Here is a 20,976-nt window from a genome sequence, read left to right on the forward strand (position 1 = left end):
GGGGTGACGGTGCGGGGCGCGTGAGGCCCCGGGAAAGAGAACAAGCGGCCCCCGCCCGCCGGTCAGGGAGTGCGTTTGGGGGCCACTTTGTTTCATCACGATACAAAAACCTGCCGGGGAAAGCGAATCCCTGGCGGGGCAGCGGTGCGGCCGCGGCGGAGCTGTGCGGGAGCCGCGTCAGTAGCGTCCCCGGCCCGTCGTGATCGCCTCCAGCGCCCGCCGGGTGTTCGGCCCGTAGACCCCGTCGTCGTCGCCCTGGATGTACATGTACCGCTGGTAGCGGTGCACGGCGTCCTCGACGCGGTCCGTGTAGTCGGCGTCGGCGGTGCTCATGAAGAGCCCGATCTCCTGGAGGCGGCGCTGCAGCTCGGCCACCTCCGGGCCGTGGTCGCCGTGCCGCAGCGTGCCGCCCTCCTCCGCCAGCGCGGGCGGGGCCGCCGACTCCGGGTCCTCGGCGTCCGCGGTGGACGCCGGTGAGGACTCGGCGGCCGGGGCCGAGGGGGCGGTGGATGCCGGGGAGGACGCCGAGGTGCTCGCCGACGGTGACGCGGACGCCGATGCCGAGGCGGACGCGGACGCGCCGGAGGAGGCGGACGGTGACGCCGGGGCGGACCGGGAGGGCGGTGCGGAGGCGGAGGCCGTCGTGGAGGCCGACGGCGGGGCGCTCTCCTCGGGGAGGGTGGTCACCGTGGAGGGCAGGACCGGGTCCAGATCGGCGTCCCCGTTGTTGTCCCCGTTGAACAGCCCGCCGACGAATGCCGCCGTGCCGACCACCGCGACGACGGCCGCCCCCACGGCCAGCGCGGCGAAGGGCCTGCGGCGGCGCGGGCGCACCGGGTCCGGCTCCGCCATCAGGACCGGGGCGCCGGGGTCGCCATCCGTGCCGCCGGCGCCGGCCGCACCGCCCGAGCCGCCCGGAGCGCCCGGTCCGCCGGCCGCCGGTCCCGCCGGGTCCAGGAACAGGGGCATCGTGGTGGCCGCGTCCCCCGCATGGCCGTCCGCCGGGTATCCCGTCGAGCCGTCCCGGCCGGCCGCCGGCTCCTCGCCGCCGGTCCCGGCCCCCGCCGGCTCCTCGCCGCCCAGCGTCACGTACGGCCGGATGCGCAGCGGGTCGAAGTCCTCCGCCGCCGCGAACTCGGCGGACCGCCCGGCGTGGTGCTCCTGGACGACGCGGTGCCGCTCGGCCACCCGCTGCTCCTCGGTGACGTGCCGCTGTCCGTCGTCCCGCCGCTGCCCGGCACCGCCCCGGGCCGCGCGTTCCGCGCAGCCGCAGCCCGGTCCGGCGCCGGGTCTGCCGTCCGTACCGCACTCCGGGCATATATGTCCGGTCATTGTGGGTCCCCTCCCCTTGAGCTGCCTGCGATTATGCAGCGCGCCGCCGGGAAGCCCAATCGTGCGGCCCCTCGGCAGGCCATAACGGAGCAAACCGGACAGGATGGGTGTCCAGTGGATCCGAGGAGATGTCTCATGGCCCAGCAGTTGAGCCCCCCGGCCCCGGCCCCGGGCGAAAACCGCTCCACGCGGTCGGTCCTGGTGGCGATCGGCGCCCTGCTTCTCGGCATGCTGCTCGCCGCACTCGACCAGACCATCGTCTCCACCGCACTGCCGACCATCGTCAGCGACCTCGGCGGCCTGGAGCACCTGTCGTGGGTGGTCACGGCCTATCTGCTGGCATCCACGGCCGCGACCCCGCTCTGGGGCAAGCTCGGTGACCAGTACGGGCGCAAACGGCTCTTCCAGATCGCCATCGTCATCTTCCTGATCGGCTCCGCGCTCTGCGGCATCGCCCAGAACATGCCGCAGCTGATCGGTTTCCGCGCCCTCCAGGGGCTCGGCGGTGGTGGTCTGATCGTGCTGTCGATGGCGATCGTCGGCGATATCGTCCCGCCGCGCGAACGAGGCAAGTACCAGGGTCTCTTCGGCGCCGTGTTCGGCGCGACGAGTGTGCTCGGCCCGCTCCTCGGCGGCTTCTTCACCGAGCAGCTCAGCTGGCGCTGGGTCTTCTACATCAACCTGCCCATCGGGGTCATCGCCCTCGCCGTGATCGCCGCCGTGCTGCACATCCCGGTCCGCCGGACGAAGCACACCATCGACTACCTCGGCACCTTCCTCATCGCCTCGGTCGCCACCTGCCTGGTCCTGGTCGCCTCGCTCGGCGGCACCACCTGGCCCTGGGGCTCGGCGCAGATCATCGGCCTCGCCGTGCTCGCCGTGCTGCTGCTGATCGTCTTCGTGTACGTGGAGCGGCGCGCGGCCGAACCCGTACTGCCGCTGAAGCTGTTCCGGATCAGGACCTTCAGCCTCGTCGCCGTGATCAGCTTCGTCATCGGCTTCGCGATGTTCGGCGCGATGACCTACCTGCCGACCTTCCTCCAGGTGGTGCACTCCATCACGCCGACGATGTCCGGCGTCCACATGCTCCCGATGGTGTTCGGCCTGCTCCTCACCTCGACCGGGTCCGGCCAGATCGTCAGCCGTACCGGCCGCTGGAAGATCTTCCCGATCCTCGGCACCGGCATCACCGCGATCGGCCTGCTGCTCCTGCACCGGCTCACGGAGAACAGCAGCACCCTGGAGATGAGCCTCTACTTCTTCGTCTTCGGCGCGGGACTCGGACTGGTGATGCAGGTCCTGGTCCTGATCGTGCAGAACGCCGTGAGCTACCGGGACCTCGGCGTCGCCACCTCGGGGGCGACCTTCTTCCGGTCCATCGGCGCCTCGTTCGGCGTCGCCATCTTCGGCACCATCTTCACCAACCGCCTCACCGACAAGCTCGAAGCGGCACTCTCCGGCCGCACCCTGCCGCCGGGGGTCAACGCGGACAGCCTGTCCGCCGACCCGCGGGCCATCGGCCAGCTGCCCCCCACGCTCCGGGGACCGGTGGTCCACGCGTACTCGACGTCGATCACCGACGTGTTCCTGTACGCGGCCCCCGTCGTCCTGATCGCCTTCGTCTTCGCCTGGCTGCTCAAGGAGGACAAGCTGCGGGGCTCGGTGACCGCCCCCGACCCCAGCGAGACCCTGGCGTCCAACCCGGTCGAGCGGTCCTCGTACGACGAATGTGCCCGCGCCCTCTCGGTGCTGGCCACCAGGGAGGGGCGCCGGGAGGTCTACGTGAAGATCACCGAGAAGGCCGGGCTCGACCTGCTGCCCGCCGCGAGCTGGATGCTGCTGCGCATCAAACGGCACGGCACCGTGGAGCCCGCCCGGCTCGCCGAGATCGCTCCGGTGCCGCTGCGGGTGGTCAGCGAGGCGGGCCGGCAACTGGAGGAACGCGGGCTGGCCCGCCGGGTGGGCGTGCAGCTGGTGCTCACCGAGCCCGGCGCGGAGGCCGTCGTGAAGCTCTCGCACGCCCGGGAGGAGTCCCTTGCGGAGCTGCTGGGCGACTGGTGGGGCCCCGACCGGCCCACCGACCTGGTCGCCCTGGTGTCGGAGCTGACCGCCGAGACGAGCGGATCGAGCAAGGAGCGGCCGCACAGCCCCGAGCCGAGGCGCGACCACCAGGCCTGAGCGCCGGCGCCCGTCACACGGTGGCGCCGAGCTCCTTGGCGAACCAGTGCTCGGCGTACTGGCGGTGGTGGAACGCCGGGACCTCCAGATAGCCGTGTTTCGCGTACAGCCCGCGCGCCTCGACCAGGTCGTTACGGGTGTCGAGCCGGACCTGCCGGATGCCGAGGGCCCGCGCCCGGCTCTCGACCGCCGCGAGCAGCAGCCCGCCACCGCCCGTGCCGCGCGCCTGCGGCCGTACGAACACCCGGGTCAGCTCCGCGATCCCGTCGCCCTTCACGACCAGCCCGGCACAGGCCGCCGCCCGCCCGCCGAAGCGCCCCACGACGAACTCACCGGTCGGCGGGACCAGCAGCTCGGCGCCGTCGTCGGTGAGGCCCTCGTCGATCTCCTCGGGGGTCGCCGGCCGCTCCCAGTAACGGCTGGCGACCTCGTCGTAGTAGTCCCGGCGCAGCAGTGCGGCATCGGGGGAGTCGAAGCGTTCGGGCGTCACGGTCCACGTCATTGGTTCATTCTGTCTTCCGCACAACCGTGCGGAAAAGCGAATTTGGTGCAGGGGGCATCGGTGGCACAGGAGACGGGATCGACGACGGGGGCCGGGGCGGTCCAGCGGCTCGGTGAGCGGTGGATACGGGAGCTGGCCGGGCCGGGCGGCGGGAGCTTCGTCTGCTCGCCGGCCGGGCTCTGGCTGGCCCTGGCCGTGGTCGCGGCGGGGGCTCGCGGGGAGACCGCCGAGGAGCTGCGAGCGGTGCTGGGGGTGGCGGAGCGGCAGGCCGCCGACGCGGTGACGGCCCGGGTGCGCGAGCTGGCGGCCACCGACGCGCTGGGGGTGGCGACCCGGGTGTGGACCCGGGTGCCGGTCTACCGCGAGTACCGGGAGGCGCTGGCCGACATCGGCTTCGGGCCGATGGACACCACCGGGGTCGACGCCTGGGTGCGGGAGGCCACCGGCGGACTGATCGAGCGGCTGCCGCTGGACATCAGCGACGAGATGCTGCTGGTGCTCGCCAACGTACTGGCGCTGAAGGCGCGGTGGGACCAGCCGTTCGATCCCGAGGAAACCTGCGACCTGCCGTTCACCGACGCGGCCGGGGTGCGGCGCGCGGTGCCGACCATGTGCGCCGCACGTGCGCCGTGGGACGGCTGGACGGTGCGCGGCACCCAGGTCGTCGAGCTGCGCTGCCGCACCGAGCGCACCGGCGGCGCCCCGGCCCGGGTCCGGCTGGTGCTGGGGGCGCCGGGCGCGGGAGCGGCGGACGTACTGCCTGCGGGATGGGCACCGCAGGAGCTGCGCACTCCGCTGGACACGGACGTCCTGCGTATCGAGGTCCCGCGATTCACCCTGCGCACGAACGTTCAGGTGACCGGGCAGCTGGCGGCGCTCGGGATCCGGGTCGCCACGACTCCCCTCGCGGACTTCGGGTGGATCTCGCCCGAGCCGCTCATGATCTCCCAGGTGGTGCAGGAGGCCGTGGTGAAGGTCGCGGAGGAAGGTGTGGAGGCCGCGGCGGTGACCGTCATCGCCGCACCGGGGGGCGCGCCGCCCGTGCAGCGGCGCTACCTGCACATCGCCTTCGACCGCCCGTTCGGGATCGTGGTCCTGGACGGCAGTGGCGAGGTCCCGCTGTTCACGGGCTGGCAGGCGGACATCCCGGCCGAGGAGGACTGAGCCCGGCGGCGTCCCGCGCTCACCGCAGCGGTGGCGGCGCGAGGACGGGCGGCGGCGGTGTCACAGGGCGTCGCCGCCTGGCCCGCGCCACCAGCACCGCCGCCGCGACCGCCGCCGCCACGGCACCGAGCAGCGTCAGTACCCAGGCCGGTACGGGCCCCGCGGTCAGCATCTCGTCGCGGTAGTACGTCGTCCGGTACGGGGTGTCGGCGGCCGTCGCCCGCAGGTGGTGGTCGCCGTCGATCAGCTCGGGCCGGGGGAAGGACTGGCTGATCGCCGTGAGGAACACCGGCTTCCCGCCCGTCAGCCTGTCCAGCACCGGGTGATCGCCGCCGTCCCGCCCGGCGTCGACCCGTCCCGCGTACGTCACGTGCGGCGCAGGCCCGCCGATCCGGCCACGGGGCTCCATCCGGTGCGCCGCCAGTACGTAGAGCCCCAGCGACTGCGGCGTCGTGGCGAGCCGGGACAGCCGCATCGGGTAGACCGGCTCGTCGCTGGCGAAACGCAGCCGCAGCGGGTCGAGCCGGCCGAGCAGCCGGCCGCCCTTCTGCTGCGGGGCGAGGCGGATCGCCACGTACTCCCACTTCTGCTCGACGTAGGGCCGCAGCGCCGTCGACAGCCGGTCCGGGAGCTCGAAGCCGTTGTCCGTCAGCCAGCCCTCCAGGGCCGCGGGATCCGTCGCGGTCAGCCGGGCCACGTCGAACGGGCCGAGCCGCTCCCGGCCCACCACCCCGACGGGTGCGGTGGCCGAGGGGGCGGCGGAGTCCCCGGAGGAGTTGCCCGAAGCGCCGAACGGCCAGTCGTCGGCGTGTGGCCAGAAGTAGTGCCGGGTCTCGCGGACCGGCGCGGTGAGGGTTTCGAGCTCGGAGAAGAGGGAGGCGTCACCCAGCTCGACCGTGGCGCGGTGCGGCACGGGCATGATCCACGCCGCGTCCGGCGCGTTCCCGCGCACGGTGAGCTGCATCACGATCTGCTCGGCGCCACCCGACCAGCTGACCACGGAGGTCTCCCGCTCGACCGAGACCTGGCTGTTCCGGTCCACCACCATCGCTCCGCAGCCGCAGGCGTACGCCGGGGCTATCAGCGAGCCGATCTGCAGCGACACCAGCATCATGACCAGTGACAGCGCGCGGACCGCCCACGCACGCGACCCGGCCCGCACCCCTTGATCCGTCCCCGCCCACCGCATGCCGGTTCCTCCCCCGTAGGCACTGGATACGGGCTCAGACGTGGGGGCGGCCGGGCCGGTTCCGGCCACCCGGCACCGGCCCGGCCGGACCGCCGAGCATTCTTTCGGACAAAAGCCGGATGACAGTCAGGCGAAGAGGGGGTTGATTGTGTCTACCTCATAGCGCAATGCGAAGGTTTCACAGCATGCCCGAATCGAGGGCCGGCACAAGACGGCGGGAGGGTCGGCGCAGCGTGGCGAATGCGGAGCACAGTGTGCGCGGAGATGCGACGACAGAGACGAGGACCGGGGCGGCCCGGGTGGTTCTCTGGCTGGTTGTGGCCGCGTTGGCCGTACGGCAGATGGCGGTGGTGCTGCGGCAGCCGCCTGGCGAACGGCTCACCGATCTGGAGACCTGGACCGGTGAGAACGGTGTGCTTCATGTGACGGGCTCGCTGTACGACACCGACCGGTTCACCGGAACCCCCTTCGCCGGGCTGGTGCTCAAGCCGCTCACCAGGAGCGCCGAACAGAGCCTCGGGGTCGCCTGGACCTTCGGCTCGCTGCTCCTCGTCGCCGCCCTCGGAGTCATCGTGGCGCGCGCCCTGCCGGGCCCGGTCAACCGGCGCACGGCGCTGTACGCCGCGCCCGTCGCGATCACCCTGCTGATGCTCTCGCTGCCGGTCCGCAACGCCCTCTACCTGGGCCAGACCAGCATCCTGCCGGTCCTCCTGGTGCTCGTCGGCTGCTTCGTGGTCCGCGGGGAGCGTGCCTCGGGCGTCCTGATCGGCATCGCCGCCGCGCTCCAGCCGACCGTGCTGCTGTTCGCCGCGCTGCTCTGGCTGACCGACAGACGCCGGGCCGCCGTGACCGGTGGCGCCGCGTTCGCCGCCTGCACGGCACTGGCCTGGGCGGCGATGCCGCACGACTCCTGGACGTACTGGGTGCACCACGTCGCCGGGGCCGGCCTCGGCGACCAGGCCGACAGCCTCGCCAACCAGTCCCTGCACGGCGCGCTGCTCCGGTTCGGCCTTGAGGGCCCGCTGGAGATCGCGCTCTTCCTCGTGCTGGCGGCCGCCGTCTGCTTCGTCGGTCTGCGCCGCGCCGCCCGGTACGCACACGACGGCCAGCTGCTGCTCGCCGTGGCCGTCACCGGCTGCGTCGCCGTCGCCGTGTCGCCGACCGCCTGGCAGCACCAGCTGCTGTGGGTGCTGCTCGCGGTGGTCGGCCGGGTCGGCACGCGTGCCTCGGACCGGATGGTGTGGCCGGCCGTCGTGGTCCTCGTGATCACACTGCCCGGCAAGATGCTGCTGCCGAACATCGAGGCGATGTTCCCGGTACGCGACAACGTGCTGCTGATCGCCGCGCTCGGTGCCGCGTGCGCCGCCCCGTTCCTGCCGCGCACCTCGCCGTACTGGCAGCAGCCCGTCCCGACCGACTACGCGGCCCCGGTCCCGGCCCGCTGGAGCAGGGTGCCGCTGCTGCCGTTCTGGCGGCGGGTGCTCAGCCGGCCCAACCTGCTGCTGGAACTCCTGCTGATCAGGGTCGTCTACTCGGCCTACCAGCACGTCAGGCTGGCCGCGACGGCCGGCCGCGCCACCGCCGAGCACCACGGCCGGCAGATCCACGCGGCCGAGCAGTGGCTGCACATCGACATCGAGCACTGGGCCAACCACGCGGTCGTCAAGGCCGGCTGGCTGCGGGACTTCTTCGACTACTACTACTCGACGTTCCACTTCATCGTGCCGCTGTCGATCCTCGCCGTGCTGTACGTGCGCCGCCCCGCGGACTACCGCTGGGTCCGCAGCTCCATCGGGTTCGCCACGGTGCTGGCCCTGGTCGGGTTCTGGCTCTACCCGCTGGCCCCGCCGAGGCTGATGCCGGGGCTCGGTTTCATCGACACCGTCCACGGCGTCCAGGACTTCGCGAAGCCCGACTACGGCACGCTGACCGGGGTGACCAACCAGTACGCCGCGATGCCCTCGCTGCACTTCGGCTGGTCGCTGTGGTGCGGTGTGGTGATCGTGATGCTCGCCCCGAAGGTCTGGATGAAGCTCCTCGGTGTGCTGCACCCGCTGTTCACGGTCTCCGCGATCATCGCGACGGGCAACCACTGGGTGCTCGACGCGGTGGGCGGCGCCGCGGTGGTCGCGCTCGGCTTCGGGCTGACCCACGTGCTGTCCGGACCGCGCCGGCTCCAGGAACCGGCGGCGAAGGCCGCGAACGCCGGGAAGGCAGGGCGGGCCGGGAAGGCGGAACCAGCCCCTGAGCCGGAACAGCGCCCGGAACCGGAGCCGCTTCCGGAGCCGAAGGTGGACGGCGGGGCGGTGGCCGGCAAGCCGTAGCCACCGGCGGCCGCGTCCACCCGGCCCCGCCCGCCACTCGAACGGTTCAGCCGCCCGGCCCCAGGGCCCAGGCGGCGAAGGACAGCGTGAGCATCGACACGACCGTGGAGGCCACCACGGCATTGCGGGCGAGCGCGGTGTCCAGGCCGTACTCACGGGCGTAGATGAAGGCGTTCTGAGCCGTCGGGAGCGCCGAGCAGAGCACCACGGCCAGCACCTGGTGGTCCGACAGCCCCAGGAGCGGACCGGCGACGAGGAAGGCGACCAGGGGCTGCGCGAGCGTCTTCAGCGCGACCGCGACCCCGACCTCGGCCCTGCCCGCGCCCCGCCCGCCTGCCTCCGGCACCCCTTCGCCCCCGCTGCGGGGGCCGCCGTGCAGCGACAGGCCCAGCGTGACCAGCGCCGTCGGCACGGCCGCGGCGCCCAGCAGGTCGCAGGAGTGGGTGAGGGCGGCCGGCAGCCGCAGCCCGGCGGCGGAGACGGCGACCCCGAGCAGCGACGCCATGATGACCGGATTGCGGACCGGCATGGTGAGCATCCGCCGCAGACCGCCGCCCGGACGCCCGCCGCCCGGTCCGCCGGCCGCCCGGGTCCCCGAGTCCAGCAGGGTCAGGATCACCGGTGAGACCAGCAGTACCTGGAACAGGATGACCTGCGCGACGAACGAGGCGTCACCGAGCACCCGTACCGCCACCGGGATGCCGAGGTTGGCGGAGTTGACGTAGCCGGAGGCCATGCTGCCGACCGCCGCGTCGGCCCGCCCCCGGCCGAAGAACCGCCGGGCCACCACGTACCCCAGAGCGGACACCAGCGCCGTGGCCGCCCCGAACGCCACCACCGACAGATGGGCGAAGTCGGCGGGCCGGGACCCCGACACCATGCCGAACAGAGCGGCCGGCATGGCCACATGGAAGACGAACCGGCCGAGTACCGCTTCGGCGTGCACCCCGAGCAGACCGCTGCTGCCGACCGCGTAACCGGCGGCGGTCAGCAGCCAGATGGGCGCGAAGGCGGAGAGCAGGGCATGCATACCACCATGATCCCGTCACGCCCGTCCGGCACCCGTGCGGGGGGCGGACGGACGTTCGGGGCCGCGGAGCTCAGGCGTTCGTGGTGCTCACCTGGAGCTGCTTGATGCCGTTCAGCCAGGCCGACCGCAGCCGTCGCGGATCGCCCACCAGGCGCAGATCGGGCAGCACGTCGGCGACGGCGTTGAAGATCAGGTCGATCTCCATGACGGCGAGGGACTTGCCCAGGCAGAAGTGCGGACCGCCGCCGCCGAAGCCGAGGTGCGGGTTGGGATCGCGGGTGATGTCGAACTCCTCCGGACTCTCGAAGACCTCGGGGTCGTTGTTGGCCGAGGAGTAGAACATCCCGACCCGGTCGCCCTTCTTGATCTGCTGCCCGCCCAGTTCGAGGTCCTGGGTGGCGGTCCGCTGGAAGGAGACCACCGGTGTCGCCCAGCGGACGATCTCCTCGGCGGTCGTCCTCGGCCGCTCGCGCTTGTACAGCTCCCACTGCTCGGGGTGGGTGAGGAAGGCGTGCATCCCGTGGCTGATCGCGTTGCGGGTGGTCTCGTTTCCGGCCACGGCGAGCAGGATGACGAAGAAGCCGAATTCGTCCGAAAGCAGGTTGCCCTCGCCCTCCGCCGCGACCAGCTGGGAGACGATGTCCTTGGCCGGGCACTCCTTGCGCGCCGCCGCGAGGTTCATCGAGTACGAGACCAGCTCCATGGCCGCCTCGGCGCCGATCTCCTCGGTGATCGCGTACTCCGGATCGTCGTACGAGGCCATCTTGTTGGACCAGTCGAAGATCCTGCTGCGGTCCTCCTGCGGTACGCCGATCAGCTCGGCGATGGCCTGGAGCGGCAGTTCGACGGCGATGTTGTTGACGAAGTCGAAGGAGCCGTCGTCGTCCGCGGCGGCCAGCGCCGTCTCGGCGATCGAGCGGGCCCGGCTGCGCAGCGCCTGCTCCAGCGAGCGGACGGCGCGCGGGGTGAAGCCCCGCTGGACGATCTGGCGGACCCGGGTGTGCTCGGGCGGGTCCATGTTCAGCATGATCATCTTCTGGACGTCGATCTGCTCGCGGCTGATCGTCTCGTTGAAGCGGATGACCGCGGTGTTGGTGTTCGACGAGAACAGCTCGGGATGGGTCGACACGTACTTGACGTCCGCATGCCGGGTGACGACCCAGTAACCCTCGTCGTCGAAGCCGGAGATGCCGGCGGGCTGGGTGCACCACCAGACCGGCGCGGTCTCGCGCATCCGGGCGAACTCCGGGTGCGGGATGCGTGATTGGAGCAGATCGGGATCGGTGAAGTCGAACCCTTCGGGCAGATGGGGGCAGGGCATCGGCAACTCCAGGTCGGTCCGAGAGCCGCCCGATCGATGTCTGACGACCCATCAGAAGTTGCCCGAAAGGTAGTAACGAGTTCTACAACTGACAAGGGGTGTGGCCCGATCTGTTGCGTGAAGCATCCGTGAACCAGGCCGGTTTGTGGTGGGTGCTGGCGGTGAAGCATGGGCAAGGTCCGTGCAAGCCCCTTGCGTACCGGGGGTAATCCTCATAAGACTGCACGAAGAACTAGAACGCGTACTAGTTCCTTCCGTGGGCGCCGGGACGCCTCTGCGGAAGTGTGAGGAGAGGACGAGCTCATGGCCGCGGAACCCGTCATCGTCGAAGCCGTACGCACTCCCATCGGCAGGCGCGGAGGCGCGCTCGCCAATCTGCACCCCGCCTATCTGCTGGGTGAGACCTACCGTGAACTTCTCGGCCGGACCGGCATCCACGCCGACTGCGTCGAACAGATCGTCGGCGGCACCGTCACCCACGCCGGCGAGCAGTCCATGAACCCCGCGCGCAACGCCTGGCTCACCGTGGGGCTACCGTACGAGACCGCCGCGACGACCGTGGACTGCCAGTGCGGCTCCTCGCAGCAGGCCTCCCACATGGTCGCCAACATGATCGCGGCCGGGGTCATCGACGTCGGCATCAGCTGCGGGGTCGAGGCGATGTCGCGGGTGCCGCTCGGCAGCGGCTCCAAGCACGGTCCCGGCAAGCCGTGGCCCGACGAGTGGAACGTCGACCTGCCCAACCAGTTCGAGGCCGCCGAGCGCATCGCCCGCAAGCGCGGCCTCACCCGCAGGGACGTCGACGCGCTCGGCCTCGTCTCCCAGGAGCGGGCGGCCGCCGCCTGGGCCGAGGAGCGCTTCAAACGCGAGACCTACGCCGTCCAGGTGCCCACCACCGAGGCGGAACAGGCCGCCGGGCAGGGCATGTGGCGGCTGGTCGACCGGGACGAGGGGCTGCGCGACACCACGACGGAGGGGCTCGCCGGCCTCAAGCCGGTGATGCCCACCGCCATCCACACCGCGGGCAACTCCTCGCAGATATCCGACGGCGCCTGCGCGATCATGTGGGCGTCCAAGCGCATGGCGCGCGCCCTCAAGCTCAAGCCGAGGGCCCGGATCGTGGCCCAGGCGCTGGTCGGCTCCGACCCGCACTTCCACCTCGACGGCCCCGTGGACGCCACCCGCGCGGTGCTCGGCAAGGCCGGGATGTCGCTCAAGGACATCGACATCGTGGAGATCAACGAGGCCTTCGCCTCGGTGGTCCTGAGCTGGGCCCAGGTCTTCGAACGGGACCTCGACGGGCTCGCGAAGGTCAACGTGAACGGCGGCGCCATCGCGCTCGGCCACCCGGTCGGCGCCACCGGGGCCCGGCTGATCACCACGGCCCTGCACGAACTGGAGCGCCAGGACAAGGAGTTCGCGCTGATCACCATGTGCGCGGGCGGGGCGCTGGCCACCGGGACGATCATCCAGCGGTTGTAGCGCCGGCCCGGTCGGGCCGCGCGGGGGCCGACCCCCGGCCCGATGGTGCGGTCAAGTGCACCCCGGTGCGGGGGCGTACGCGGATGTCGGCGGCGTCCCCGGCTGCCTAGATTCATGGTCATGGAAAACAACGCGAGCAACTCCGCCCGGACGAGCGCCACTCGACGCCTCCTGGCCGCCGCGACCGTGGTGGTCCTCGCCGCACTGGGCACGGTTCCCGCCGCGGCGGCCGGGCATGCCGGGCCCGGCCGCCAGGCCCCGGAGCGCCACACGTCCGCACCCGCCGCCGCCCACCACGACGGGCGCGGCGGACTCCTCGCCCTCACCCCGGTGGCCCGCGTCGGCCGGGCGGGCGTCGCGGACTTCCTCGCCACGGCGGGCATGGACACGGCCACCGTCCGGCACGGTGTCCTGGCCTACCGCCTCACCTACCGCACCGTCACCCCGCAGGGCGCTCCCACCACCGCCACCGGCCTCCTCGTGCTCCCCGAGGGCGGCGCGCACCGGCTGGACCTGGTCTCCGACACCCACGGCACGATGGTCCACCGCGACTACGCGCCCTCGGTCGGCGAGGACTCCGGCCGTTACGCCGCCTACCTCCAGGCCTCGGCCGGGCGGGCGGTGGCCGCGCCGGACTACCTGGGGCTCGGCAAGGGGCCCGGATTCCACCCGTACATGGACACCCGGTCCGCCGTCACCGCGACGCTCGACATGCTCCGAGCCTCGCGCACCGCCGCCCAGCGGCTGGACCGGCCGCTCACCGGCGACGTGTACGCGAGCGGCTTCTCGCAGGGCGGCCAGGTCGCCATGGCGCTCGGCAAGGCCCTTGAGGGCGGCGCCGACCGGCGCTTCACCCTGCGGGCCCTGGCCCCCGTCTCGGGACCGTACGACATCGAGCACGCCGAGATGCCCGGCACCTTCGACGGCAGCATCAACGACACCAGCGCCCTCTTCTACATGACGTACTTCCTCACCGCGCAGAACCGGATCCACCCGCTCTGGAAGGACGCCTCCGAGGCCTTCCGGGATCCCTACGCGGACATCGTCGAGGGCCTCTTCGACTCCGGCCACACGGAGGAGGAGATCTTCATGTCGCTGCCCGGGACGCTGGAGGAACTGCTCACGGACGACTACTACGAGGCGATCCAGCACCCGGCCGGCGCCCTGCTCGACGCCGTCCGCGCCCAGGACGGCAACTGCGCCTGGAAGCCGGACGTCCCGGTGCGGCTCTACTCCTCGTCGGGCGACACCGACGTACCCATCGCCAACGCCCGCAACTGCGCGGCCGACCTGGCGAAGCGGGGTGTCCGGGCGCCCGTGATCGACCAAGGGTCGACCAGCCACAACGAGACGTACCTGAAGTCGGGTCCGCAGATCGTGCGCTGGTTCGACGCCGAGTCGGCCCGGCACTGATCCCGGGCGCGCACGCCGACAGCCCCGGCCGCGTCGCGGTCGGGGCTGTCGGGTTCACCGGCGGACGGAGTCCGGGCCGGCTCAGTACCAGCTGTTGGACTGCCAGAACGACCAGGCGCCGCACGGGCTGCCGTAGCGGGAGTTCATGTAGTCCATGCCCCACTTGATCTGGGTGGAGGCGTTGGTCTGCCAGTCGGAGCCGGCGGACGCCATCTTCGAACCGGGCAGGGCCTGGACCAGGCCGTAGGCGCCGGAGGAGGCGTTGGTCGCGCTCGGGTTCCAGCCGCTCTCGTGGCTGACGATGTTGCTGAAGCACTGGAACTGCGCGTCGTCACCGATCATCTGCCTGGCCGCGTCCTGGGCACTGCCGCCGGCGGACGCCGGCGCGGCGGACGGGGCCGCCATGGCTGAGGTCGCGCCCACGGCCACACCGCCGACGCTCAGGAGGACGGCGGCGCCGGCCATGACGGTCTTGCGACGGGCGTTGCGGGGCTTGGCGACAAGGGTGCTGGCGAACGACACATTGAACCTAACGTCGGGAACGGATGGGCCGCCTGCCGGTCCGAATCCTGCCTGGCCCGGTGCTCGTTGACCGCTGTCCGTATCCGGTGGACGCTGCGGTGCTCGGCGACGTCAACCAGTGTTAGCGGCGCCGTTCAACGACCGCAACGACCCCCGTTACGACCCCGCATCGCACCCAGGACCGAAGGTCCTGAACCACCCCAAAACGCTTCATAGCAGGTCGGAGGGGATATCGAGGGGCCACCGCACCCCGCGTGACGGCTCCTATTCCGCTTCGTACAGGACCAAGGTCCTGTGGGTGCCCTCACTCGCCCGGGACGTCGAATGTGACCTGGGCCTCGAAGGCGGCGCGCCTGGTGGCCCGGCGCAGCGCCTTCAGCAGCGCCGCCCCGACCGTCAGCGTCAGTACGACGGTGAGCACGGCCCGGCCCAGGTCCCAGCCGGCCGAGGTGGCCGTGCAGTAGGCGAGGAAGCGCACCAGGTTGTCGCCCAGCGGGTCACCCGGATGGAAGGAGATCCCCGAACCGAGGCCCGGCACGATGGTCCAGCCGTACAGATTCATGACCGTCCCGTACGCGAACGCCGCGACCGCCCCGTAGCCCGCCAGCATCAGCAGCTCGGCCCGCCCGCGCAGCCGGTCCGGTGCGGGCAGCAGGCCCGCGCCCATCGTGAACCAGCCCATCGACAGCATCTGGAACGGCATCCACGGACCCACCCCGCCGGTCAGCAGCGCGGACGCGAACATCGTCACCGAGCCGAGCACGAAGCCGAAGCCCGGCCCCAGCACCCGCCCGCTCAGCACCATCAGGAAGAACATCGGCTCGAGCCCCGCCGTGCCCGCCCCCAGCGGACGCAGCGCCGCACCGACCGCGGCCAGCACCCCCAGCATCGCCACCGCCTTCGCGTCGAGCCCGGCGTCCGCGATCATCGCGACCACCACCCCGACCAGCAGCGGCAGCAGCGCGGCGAACAGCCACGGCGCGTCCTGCGCATGCGCGAGACCCGAATCGGCCCCGGCCAGCAGCGGCCAGCCGAAGGCGACCACCCCGATCGCGCTGATCAGCACCAGTGCGGCGACGGCCCGCGGCCCGAGCCGCACCGGCCGGGCGCCCCGGCCCGTCGTGCCGCTCACGCCCCACCCCCCAGCGCCGCGCCCACCTGGGACACGGTGAGCCACTCCTGCGGGGCGAGGATCTTCGAGATCTGCGGGGCGAACGCCGGGGACGACACCACGACCTCCGGGGTCGGCCCGTCCGCCACCACGTCGCCGTCGGCCAGGATCACCACCCGGTGCGCCAGCTCGGCGGCCAGCTCCACGTCATGGGTGGCCAGCACGATCGCGTGGCCCTCGGCCGCCAGCGCGCGCAGCACCCCGACGAGCCGGGCCTTCGCCGCGTAGTCCAGGCCCCGGGTCGGCTCGTCCAGGAGGAGCAGCGGCGGCCGGGCGGTGAGTACGAGGGCGAGGGCCAGGGCGAGGCGCTGGCCCTCGGAGAGATCACGGGGGTGGGTGTCGTCCGGTACGCCGGGCAGCAGCTCGGACACCAGGGCCCGGCAGCTGCCCGGCGCGGCGCCCGCGTCGGCGTCCGCCGCCGCGCACTCGGCGGCGACCGTGTCCGCGTACAGCAGGTCGCGCGGCTCCTGCGGTACGAGGCCGACCCGGCGCACCATCTCGCGCGGCGGCGTGCGGTGCGGGGTCCGGCCGCCGACCAGGACGCTCCCGGAGGTGGGCTCGACCATGCCCACCAAGGCGGCGAGCAGGGTGGACTTGCCCGCGCCGTTACGTCCCATGAGCGCGACGGTCTCGCCGGGCGCGACGGTGAGTGTGACCCGGCGCAGCGCCTCGATCCGGCCGCGCCGCACCCCCAGGCGCTCGATGCGGGTGGTGGTGTCGGTGACCGGTCCTGGCGCGGCGGTCTCCCGCGGGCCGCGCCCGAGGAGCCTGGCCAGGCCGGAGCGCCGGGCGGCGGGGCGGGGCGCGGGGCCCGTTCCGGCCGGCAGCCGGGGCCCGGCCGGGCCGGAGACCGGTCCGGGCCGCTCGCCCGCCAGCGCCTCGCGCATTCCGGCGGCCCGCCGCCGGGCGTCCCGTACCGAGAGCGGCAGCGGGTGCCAGCCCGCGAGGCGCCCCAGCGCCACGACCGGCGGATGCACCGGCGAGAGGGCCATCACATCGGCGGGGGCGCCCATCACGGGGGCGGCGCCCGGCGCGGGCAGCAGGACGACCTGGTCGGCGTACTGCACGACGCGCTCCAGCCGGTGCTCGGCCATCAGGACCGTCGTGCCCAGGTCGTGGACGAGCCGCTGGAGCACCGCGAGGACCTCCTCGGCCGCCGCCGGGTCCAGCGCGGACGTCGGCTCGTCCAGGACCAGCACCCGGGGGTGCGGGGTGAGGACCGAGCCGATCGCGACCCGCTGCTGCTGGCCGCCGGAGAGCGTGGCGATCGGCCGGTCCCGCAGCCCGGCCAGGCCCAGCAGGTCGAGGGTCTCCTCGACCCGCCGCCGCATCACGTCCGGGGCCAGGCCCAGCGACTCCATGCCGTACGCCAGCTCGTCCTCGACCGTGTCGGTCACGAAGTGGGAGAGCGGGTCCTGGCCCACCGTGCCGACCAGATCGGCCAGCTCGCGGGGCTTGTGCGTACGGGTGTCGCGCCCGTCCACGGTGACCCGGCCGGTCAGCCGGCCCCCGGTGAAGTGCGGCACGAGCCCCGACACCGCACCCAGCAATGTCGACTTGCCGACGCCCGAGGGGCCGACGAGCAGCACCAGCTCACCCTCGGGAACGGTCAGATCGACCCCCGACAGGGCGGGGCGACCGGCCCCCTCGTACCGCACCGAAACATCGTCGAACCGGATCACACCTGCTCCTCGAAGCCTGTGGGGGAAGGCGGGACGGGCGCGACCAGCGCGGGCAGCAGACCGATCAGCACCGAGGCCGCGGGCCACAGCGGCAGCACCGGCGCGGTCAGCGGTACGACCCCGGGGTGCAGCGCCGCCGGATCCACGGCGCCCGCCCGGATCATCGCGACCGCGACCGCCGCACCCGAGCCGGCGACCAGCCAGGCCCGTACGCCCCACCGGTCGGGCCGGTAGCGGGTCCGCACCGAACGCGCCCCGCCGAGCCGCAGCCCGGCCATCGCCGCCACCAGCCCGGCGATCAGGAGCGGCAGCCCGTACACCGCGCCCTGCGCGGCCAGCAGCCCGTACGTGCCGGCACAGACCCCGAGCAGCCCGCCCAGGGTGAGGACGTTCGTGGTGTGCCGGACGGCGGCGGGCACCTGGGCGGTACGCCCGTAGCCGCGCGCGTCCATCGAGGCGGCCACCGCGACCGACCGCTCCAGCGCGCCCTCCAGGACCGGCAGCCCGATCTGGAGCACGGCCGCGACCCCGCCGGTCGCCCGGCCCCGCAGCCGCCGGGCGGTGCGCAGCCGCACCACGTCGGCGACCAGGTTCGGCGCGAACGTCATCGCGACGACGACCGCCACCCCGGCCTCGTACAGCGCACCGGGCAGCGACTTCAGCAGCCGGGCCGGATTGGCGAGCGAGTTCGCCGCGCCGACGCAGATCAGCAGGGTGGCCAGCTTCGCCCCGTCGTACAGCGCGAACAGCAGCTGCTCGGCGGTGACCCGGCCGCCGATCCGCACGCCCTTCGCCCAGTGGGGCAGCGGCACCTCGGGCAGGGTGAACACCACGTGCGTACCGGGGATCGGTGAGCCGAGGAAGACCGAGAACAGCAGCCGCACCCCGATGACGAACAGCCCGATCTTGATGAACGCCGCGTACGACCGGGCCCACGGCGCGTCCGTGCGGCGCGCGGCCACCACGTAACCCGCCACGCCCACCAGCAGGCCGAGCAGCAGCGGATTGGTCGTCCGGGACGCGGCGGTGGCGAGCCCCAGCGCCCACAGCCACCAGGCCCCGGCGGGCAGCGCGTTGCTCCGGGTCGCGGCGGGGGCGCGCCAGACCGGGGCCGGGGCGACGGCCGCCGGGGCGCTCCCGGTGCCGTCCGTCGAGCCGTTCATCCGCGGCGGCGGCGGGCCTGTGCGACTGCGGCGATACCGAGCAGGAGGACGGCGCCGACCCCGAACAGCACCCCGGCGGACGGACCGCTGCCGCCGGAGCCGCCGCCGCTGGCGGAGGAGGAGGCCGACGTGGGCGCGGACGGGTCCGCGGTCGCCCGGCCGCTCTCGGTGCCGGTGGTTCCCGAGACCTGCTCACCGCAGCCCGCGACCGGGTAGCCGGAGATCGCGCAGAGCAGCGCGTCACTCCCGTAACGCAGCGGCTTGGCCACCGACGCGAGGGCCTCCGCGCTGCTGGCGTCCTCCGGGACCCGCGCGCACGCGGTGCGCGGCGCGGGCGGGGTCTCGCCCTGCGGCGCGTCGGCGGCGGTGCCGGAGTCGATGACGAGCGCGATCCGCTTGCTGCCGCCCCGGGCCGGGGTGCCGGCGCAGATCGCGCCGAAGTCGGGGGAGCGGCGCGGCTTCGCCGCGTCCTGCGAGTCGGCGCTCACGGCGAACCGGAAGCCCTGCACCGAACCGTCGTCCGGCCGGACCAGGGACGGCCCCTGGGTGGCGTACGCCCACCCGCTGCCGGAACCCTCCCAGAAGGACCAGTAGCGGTAGCCGGCGGCCTGGGCCGTACCCGTGCCGAGCACGGCCAGGACGGCGCCCAGGACCACCAGCAGCACGGCGGCCCGGCAGCCCCTCACAGCTGCTGGTTCTTCCGGCGGCCGCTGATCAGGAAGCCGGCGCCCGCGCCGACGGCGAGGCCGATCCCGACGAACCACCAGACGCCGCCGATCCCGTCCCCGTCGCCGCTGTCCTTCTTCTCCTCGTTCTGGGTGGCGGTCGGCTTCGGCGTCGAAATGGAGGCGGGGGCGGGCCCGGTCGAGTTCAGCTGGGTGACGAGGTCGGCGCCGCCGAAGTCGTGCACGTCGGCGCCGGTGGAGTGGGCGGCCATGACCAGCTGGGCGTAGGCGGCCGGGCCGCTCTGCTCGGCCCAGGCGGCGGAGTTCTTCGCCAGCCAGTCGACGGAGGCGGCGGCCTTGTCCTTGTGCCCGGAGGCGGACAGGGCGACGACCGCGTCGGCGGTGTTGCCGAAGTCGGGCTGCGGGGCACTGTCCTCGGCCCCCGGCATCGGCGGCTGGTCGAGGTGGCCGGTCTTCGCGAGGGCCCCGGCGAGGTAGTGGGCGCCGTTCTGGGCGGCCCGCTCCGGCCTGAGCGGGGTGCTGCCCTTCTCGCAGGTGGGCGCCTTGGCCGCGGCGGTGTCGCCGACGACGAGCCCCTTGCCGAGTGCGGCGAGGACGCCCGCGGCGGTGGCGTCGCCGTTGGCGACGAGCTTGCCGGCCTTGTCGGGCTGGTAGGCGAAGGCGCCGCCGTCCTTGCCGCCGCAGGGGATGGCGAAGCTGAGCAGCGCGTTGTAGGGGGTCTTGCCGCCGTGCGTCGTGATGTCCCCGAGCCGCTCGCCGGCGCGGGAGAGGGCGCCGATCACGATCGAGGTGGAGTTCGCGTCGCTGGGCCCGCCGGCGGTGTATCCCCAGCCGCCGTCCTCGTTCTGGACGGACTTCAGCCAGTCGAGCCCGTTGGCGACGAGCTCCTGGTGCTTGCCGACCTCGTGCAGCGCCTGCACGGCGGCCGCCGTCGCGTTGGTGTCGATCGCGGTCTTGGCGTCGCACGGCACGGAGGGGTCGGGGCGGTACGCGGGGAACGCCCCGCTGTCGCACTGCTGCCCGACCAGCCAGTCCACGGCCTTCGCGGCGGGCATGACGCCCACGGCCCGCTGCGAGACGAAGGCCAGCGACTGCCGCCACACCCCGTCGTACGTCGGGTCCGTCGTGCCGTACAGCCCCGAGGGCAGCGCCGCGGAGGGCGAGGGGGAGGGGGACGGTGCGGCGACCGCGACCGCGGCCGGGGCTGCGGCCGCGCAGAGCACGGCAGCGGTGGCGGCGAGCGCGGCTGCGCTGCGGCGTACGGTCATGGCGGGCGGGGCCTCTCCTGCGGGAACCGGGCCCAGGCGCACTCAGGCACCGGGCTCCGGCTCCGTATACCTCGACGGTGCCGGCCACCGGGGTCCCGATGGCACGAGCCGGTCACGACACGGACAGGGCATTCAGACTCCCGCCCGGGGGCGGTCACGGGATGGGGTCTCCCCTGCTCGAGCGAAGTCGAGAGCTTGGGGAATGGTCAGCGCCGGATTCGCACCGGCTTCCCCCTGAACGGGCATGATGACGACTCGCACACTCTACCGGGCGGGCCCGTCGGGAGCCCTGGCCGGGCGGTGGTGCCGGGGGAGAATGCGAGGAGGGGCGGCCGCGCGCGGCCGGGAGGGCAGGGGCGGGGACGAGACGGGCAGCGCTCTCGTCGTCATGGCGGCCGCCGTCCCGCCGTCCCTCGCACGGGGAGCCTGTGCGCCTGGTGGCCGCAGCGCCGCTCGACCCGTCCCGCCGACCCGCGTGACGTCGTCCCGGTCCCCGTCGAGGGCGGACGCCGCGTACGCGCGGCCATCCGCGGAGCCGTCCCCCGCGGC

16 protein-coding genes are annotated in these 20,976 nt (G+C 73.2%); 5 read left to right on the plus strand and 11 right to left on the minus strand.

Features of this window, described 5'->3' with window-relative positions:
- Positions 1-177 precede the first annotated feature (177 nt).
- Positions 178-1,332, minus strand: a complete 1,155-nt coding sequence (locus ACGFU6_RS11065; RefSeq protein ID WP_393609804.1) for a peptidoglycan-binding protein — start codon at positions 1,330-1,332, stop codon at positions 178-180.
- 135 nt (positions 1,333-1,467) lie between these two features.
- Between ACGFU6_RS11065 and ACGFU6_RS11070 the strand changes: the two genes are divergently transcribed.
- On the plus strand, positions 1,468-3,510 hold the full coding sequence (locus ACGFU6_RS11070; protein WP_393609805.1) for a DHA2 family efflux MFS transporter permease subunit: 2,043 nt from the start codon (positions 1,468-1,470) through the stop codon (positions 3,508-3,510).
- A 13-nt stretch (positions 3,511-3,523) separates the two neighbouring features.
- On the opposite strand, the gene ACGFU6_RS11075 is transcribed toward ACGFU6_RS11070, so the two are convergent.
- Positions 3,524-4,012, minus strand: coding sequence for a GNAT family N-acetyltransferase (locus ACGFU6_RS11075; RefSeq protein ID WP_393609806.1), 489 nt, complete (start codon positions 4,010-4,012; stop codon positions 3,524-3,526).
- 60 nt (positions 4,013-4,072) lie between these two features.
- Here ACGFU6_RS11075 and ACGFU6_RS11080 point away from each other — a divergent pair, with 60 nt between their 5' ends.
- Positions 4,073-5,176 (plus strand): serpin family protein, encoded by a 1,104-nt coding sequence (locus ACGFU6_RS11080; protein ID WP_393609808.1) that lies wholly within the window; start codon positions 4,073-4,075, stop codon positions 5,174-5,176.
- 19 nt (positions 5,177-5,195) lie between these two features.
- Here the strand turns inward: ACGFU6_RS11080 and ACGFU6_RS11085 are convergent, their stop codons facing one another.
- Positions 5,196-6,287, minus strand: coding sequence for a DUF2330 domain-containing protein (locus tag ACGFU6_RS11085; protein WP_393610294.1), 1,092 nt, complete (start codon positions 6,285-6,287; stop codon positions 5,196-5,198).
- A 263-nt stretch (positions 6,288-6,550) separates the two neighbouring features.
- On the opposite strand from ACGFU6_RS11085, the gene ACGFU6_RS11090 reads away from it, so the two are divergent.
- A complete protein-coding gene (locus tag ACGFU6_RS11090; RefSeq protein WP_393609810.1) occupies positions 6,551-8,689 on the plus strand; it encodes a bifunctional glycosyltransferase 87/phosphatase PAP2 family protein in 2,139 nt (712 codons plus the stop codon).
- A gap of 46 nt (positions 8,690-8,735) precedes the next feature.
- On the opposite strand, the gene ACGFU6_RS11095 is transcribed toward ACGFU6_RS11090, so the two are convergent.
- Positions 8,736-9,719, minus strand: coding sequence for an AEC family transporter (locus tag ACGFU6_RS11095; RefSeq protein ID WP_393609812.1), 984 nt, complete (start codon positions 9,717-9,719; stop codon positions 8,736-8,738).
- A gap of 70 nt (positions 9,720-9,789) precedes the next feature.
- A complete protein-coding gene (locus ACGFU6_RS11100; protein ID WP_393609814.1) occupies positions 9,790-11,040 on the minus strand; it encodes a cytochrome P450 in 1,251 nt (416 codons plus the stop codon).
- Between the two features lie 303 nt (positions 11,041-11,343).
- Between ACGFU6_RS11100 and ACGFU6_RS11105 the strand changes: the two genes are divergently transcribed.
- Positions 11,344-12,522 (plus strand): steroid 3-ketoacyl-CoA thiolase, encoded by a 1,179-nt coding sequence (locus ACGFU6_RS11105; protein ID WP_393609815.1) that lies wholly within the window; start codon positions 11,344-11,346, stop codon positions 12,520-12,522.
- 114 nt (positions 12,523-12,636) lie between these two features.
- Entirely contained in the window at positions 12,637-13,935 is a 1,299-nt protein-coding gene (locus tag ACGFU6_RS11110) for an alpha/beta hydrolase (RefSeq protein WP_393609816.1), read from the plus strand.
- A gap of 81 nt (positions 13,936-14,016) precedes the next feature.
- Here ACGFU6_RS11110 and ACGFU6_RS11115 read toward each other — a convergent pair whose 3' ends face one another.
- From ACGFU6_RS11115 to ACGFU6_RS11140, 6 genes are all read right to left on the minus strand, one after another.
- Positions 14,017-14,457 (minus strand): transglycosylase SLT domain-containing protein, encoded by a 441-nt coding sequence (locus ACGFU6_RS11115; RefSeq protein WP_393609818.1) that lies wholly within the window; start codon positions 14,455-14,457, stop codon positions 14,017-14,019.
- Between the two features lie 304 nt (positions 14,458-14,761).
- Complete coding sequence (locus ACGFU6_RS11120) at positions 14,762-15,589, minus strand: ECF transporter S component (RefSeq protein WP_393609820.1); 828 nt, start codon at positions 15,587-15,589, stop codon at positions 14,762-14,764.
- The gene (locus ACGFU6_RS11125; RefSeq protein ID WP_393609821.1) at positions 15,586-17,310 is read right to left on the minus strand and encodes an ABC transporter ATP-binding protein; all 1,725 of its coding nucleotides are present in this window, start codon (positions 17,308-17,310) and stop codon (positions 15,586-15,588) included. The genes ACGFU6_RS11120 and ACGFU6_RS11125 overlap by 4 nt, the downstream gene beginning before the upstream one ends.
- Complete coding sequence (locus ACGFU6_RS11130; protein WP_393609822.1) at positions 17,307-18,473, minus strand: energy-coupling factor transporter transmembrane component T; 1,167 nt, start codon at positions 18,471-18,473, stop codon at positions 17,307-17,309. Before ACGFU6_RS11130 ends, ACGFU6_RS11125 begins: the two co-directional genes overlap by 4 nt.
- Positions 18,470-19,159 carry an SCO2322 family protein gene (locus tag ACGFU6_RS11135; protein WP_393609824.1) on the minus strand — a complete coding sequence of 230 codons (690 nt, stop codon included), beginning with the start codon at positions 19,157-19,159 and terminating at the stop codon, positions 18,470-18,472. The genes ACGFU6_RS11130 and ACGFU6_RS11135 overlap by 4 nt, the downstream gene beginning before the upstream one ends.
- A complete protein-coding gene (locus ACGFU6_RS11140; protein WP_393609825.1) occupies positions 19,156-20,427 on the minus strand; it encodes a prenyltransferase/squalene oxidase repeat-containing protein in 1,272 nt (423 codons plus the stop codon). Before ACGFU6_RS11140 ends, ACGFU6_RS11135 begins: the two co-directional genes overlap by 4 nt.
- Positions 20,428-20,976 lie beyond the last annotated feature (549 nt).

Origin of the sequence: Streptomyces sp. NPDC048462 (assembly GCF_043200175.1) — a bacterium.
Taxonomy (GTDB): domain Bacteria; phylum Actinomycetota; class Actinomycetes; order Streptomycetales; family Streptomycetaceae; genus Streptomyces.

What these genes read in the sequence shown, in the direction of transcription:
- ACGFU6_RS11065 (WP_393609804.1), bottom strand. Translation starts at nt 1,332, where the DNA reads ATGACCGGACATATATGCCCGGAGTGCGGTACGGACGGCAGACCCGGC.
- ACGFU6_RS11070 (WP_393609805.1), top strand. Translation starts at nt 1,468, where the DNA reads ATGGCCCAGCAGTTGAGCCCCCCGGCCCCGGCCCCGGGCGAAAACCGC.
- ACGFU6_RS11075 (WP_393609806.1), bottom strand. Translation starts at nt 4,012, where the DNA reads ATGACGTGGACCGTGACGCCCGAACGCTTCGACTCCCCCGATGCCGCA.
- ACGFU6_RS11085 (WP_393610294.1), bottom strand. Translation starts at nt 6,287, where the DNA reads ATGCTGGTGTCGCTGCAGATCGGCTCGCTGATAGCCCCGGCGTACGCC.
- ACGFU6_RS11090 (WP_393609810.1), top strand. Translation starts at nt 6,551, where the DNA reads ATGCCCGAATCGAGGGCCGGCACAAGACGGCGGGAGGGTCGGCGCAGC.
- ACGFU6_RS11095 (WP_393609812.1), bottom strand. Translation starts at nt 9,719, where the DNA reads ATGCATGCCCTGCTCTCCGCCTTCGCGCCCATCTGGCTGCTGACCGCC.
- ACGFU6_RS11100 (WP_393609814.1), bottom strand. Translation starts at nt 11,040, where the DNA reads ATGCCCTGCCCCCATCTGCCCGAAGGGTTCGACTTCACCGATCCCGAT.
- ACGFU6_RS11105 (WP_393609815.1), top strand. Translation starts at nt 11,344, where the DNA reads ATGGCCGCGGAACCCGTCATCGTCGAAGCCGTACGCACTCCCATCGGC.
- ACGFU6_RS11110 (WP_393609816.1), top strand. Translation starts at nt 12,637, where the DNA reads ATGGTCATGGAAAACAACGCGAGCAACTCCGCCCGGACGAGCGCCACT.
- ACGFU6_RS11130 (WP_393609822.1), bottom strand. Translation starts at nt 18,473, where the DNA reads ATGAACGGCTCGACGGACGGCACCGGGAGCGCCCCGGCGGCCGTCGCC.
- ACGFU6_RS11140 (WP_393609825.1), bottom strand. Translation starts at nt 20,427, where the DNA reads ATGACCGTACGCCGCAGCGCAGCCGCGCTCGCCGCCACCGCTGCCGTG.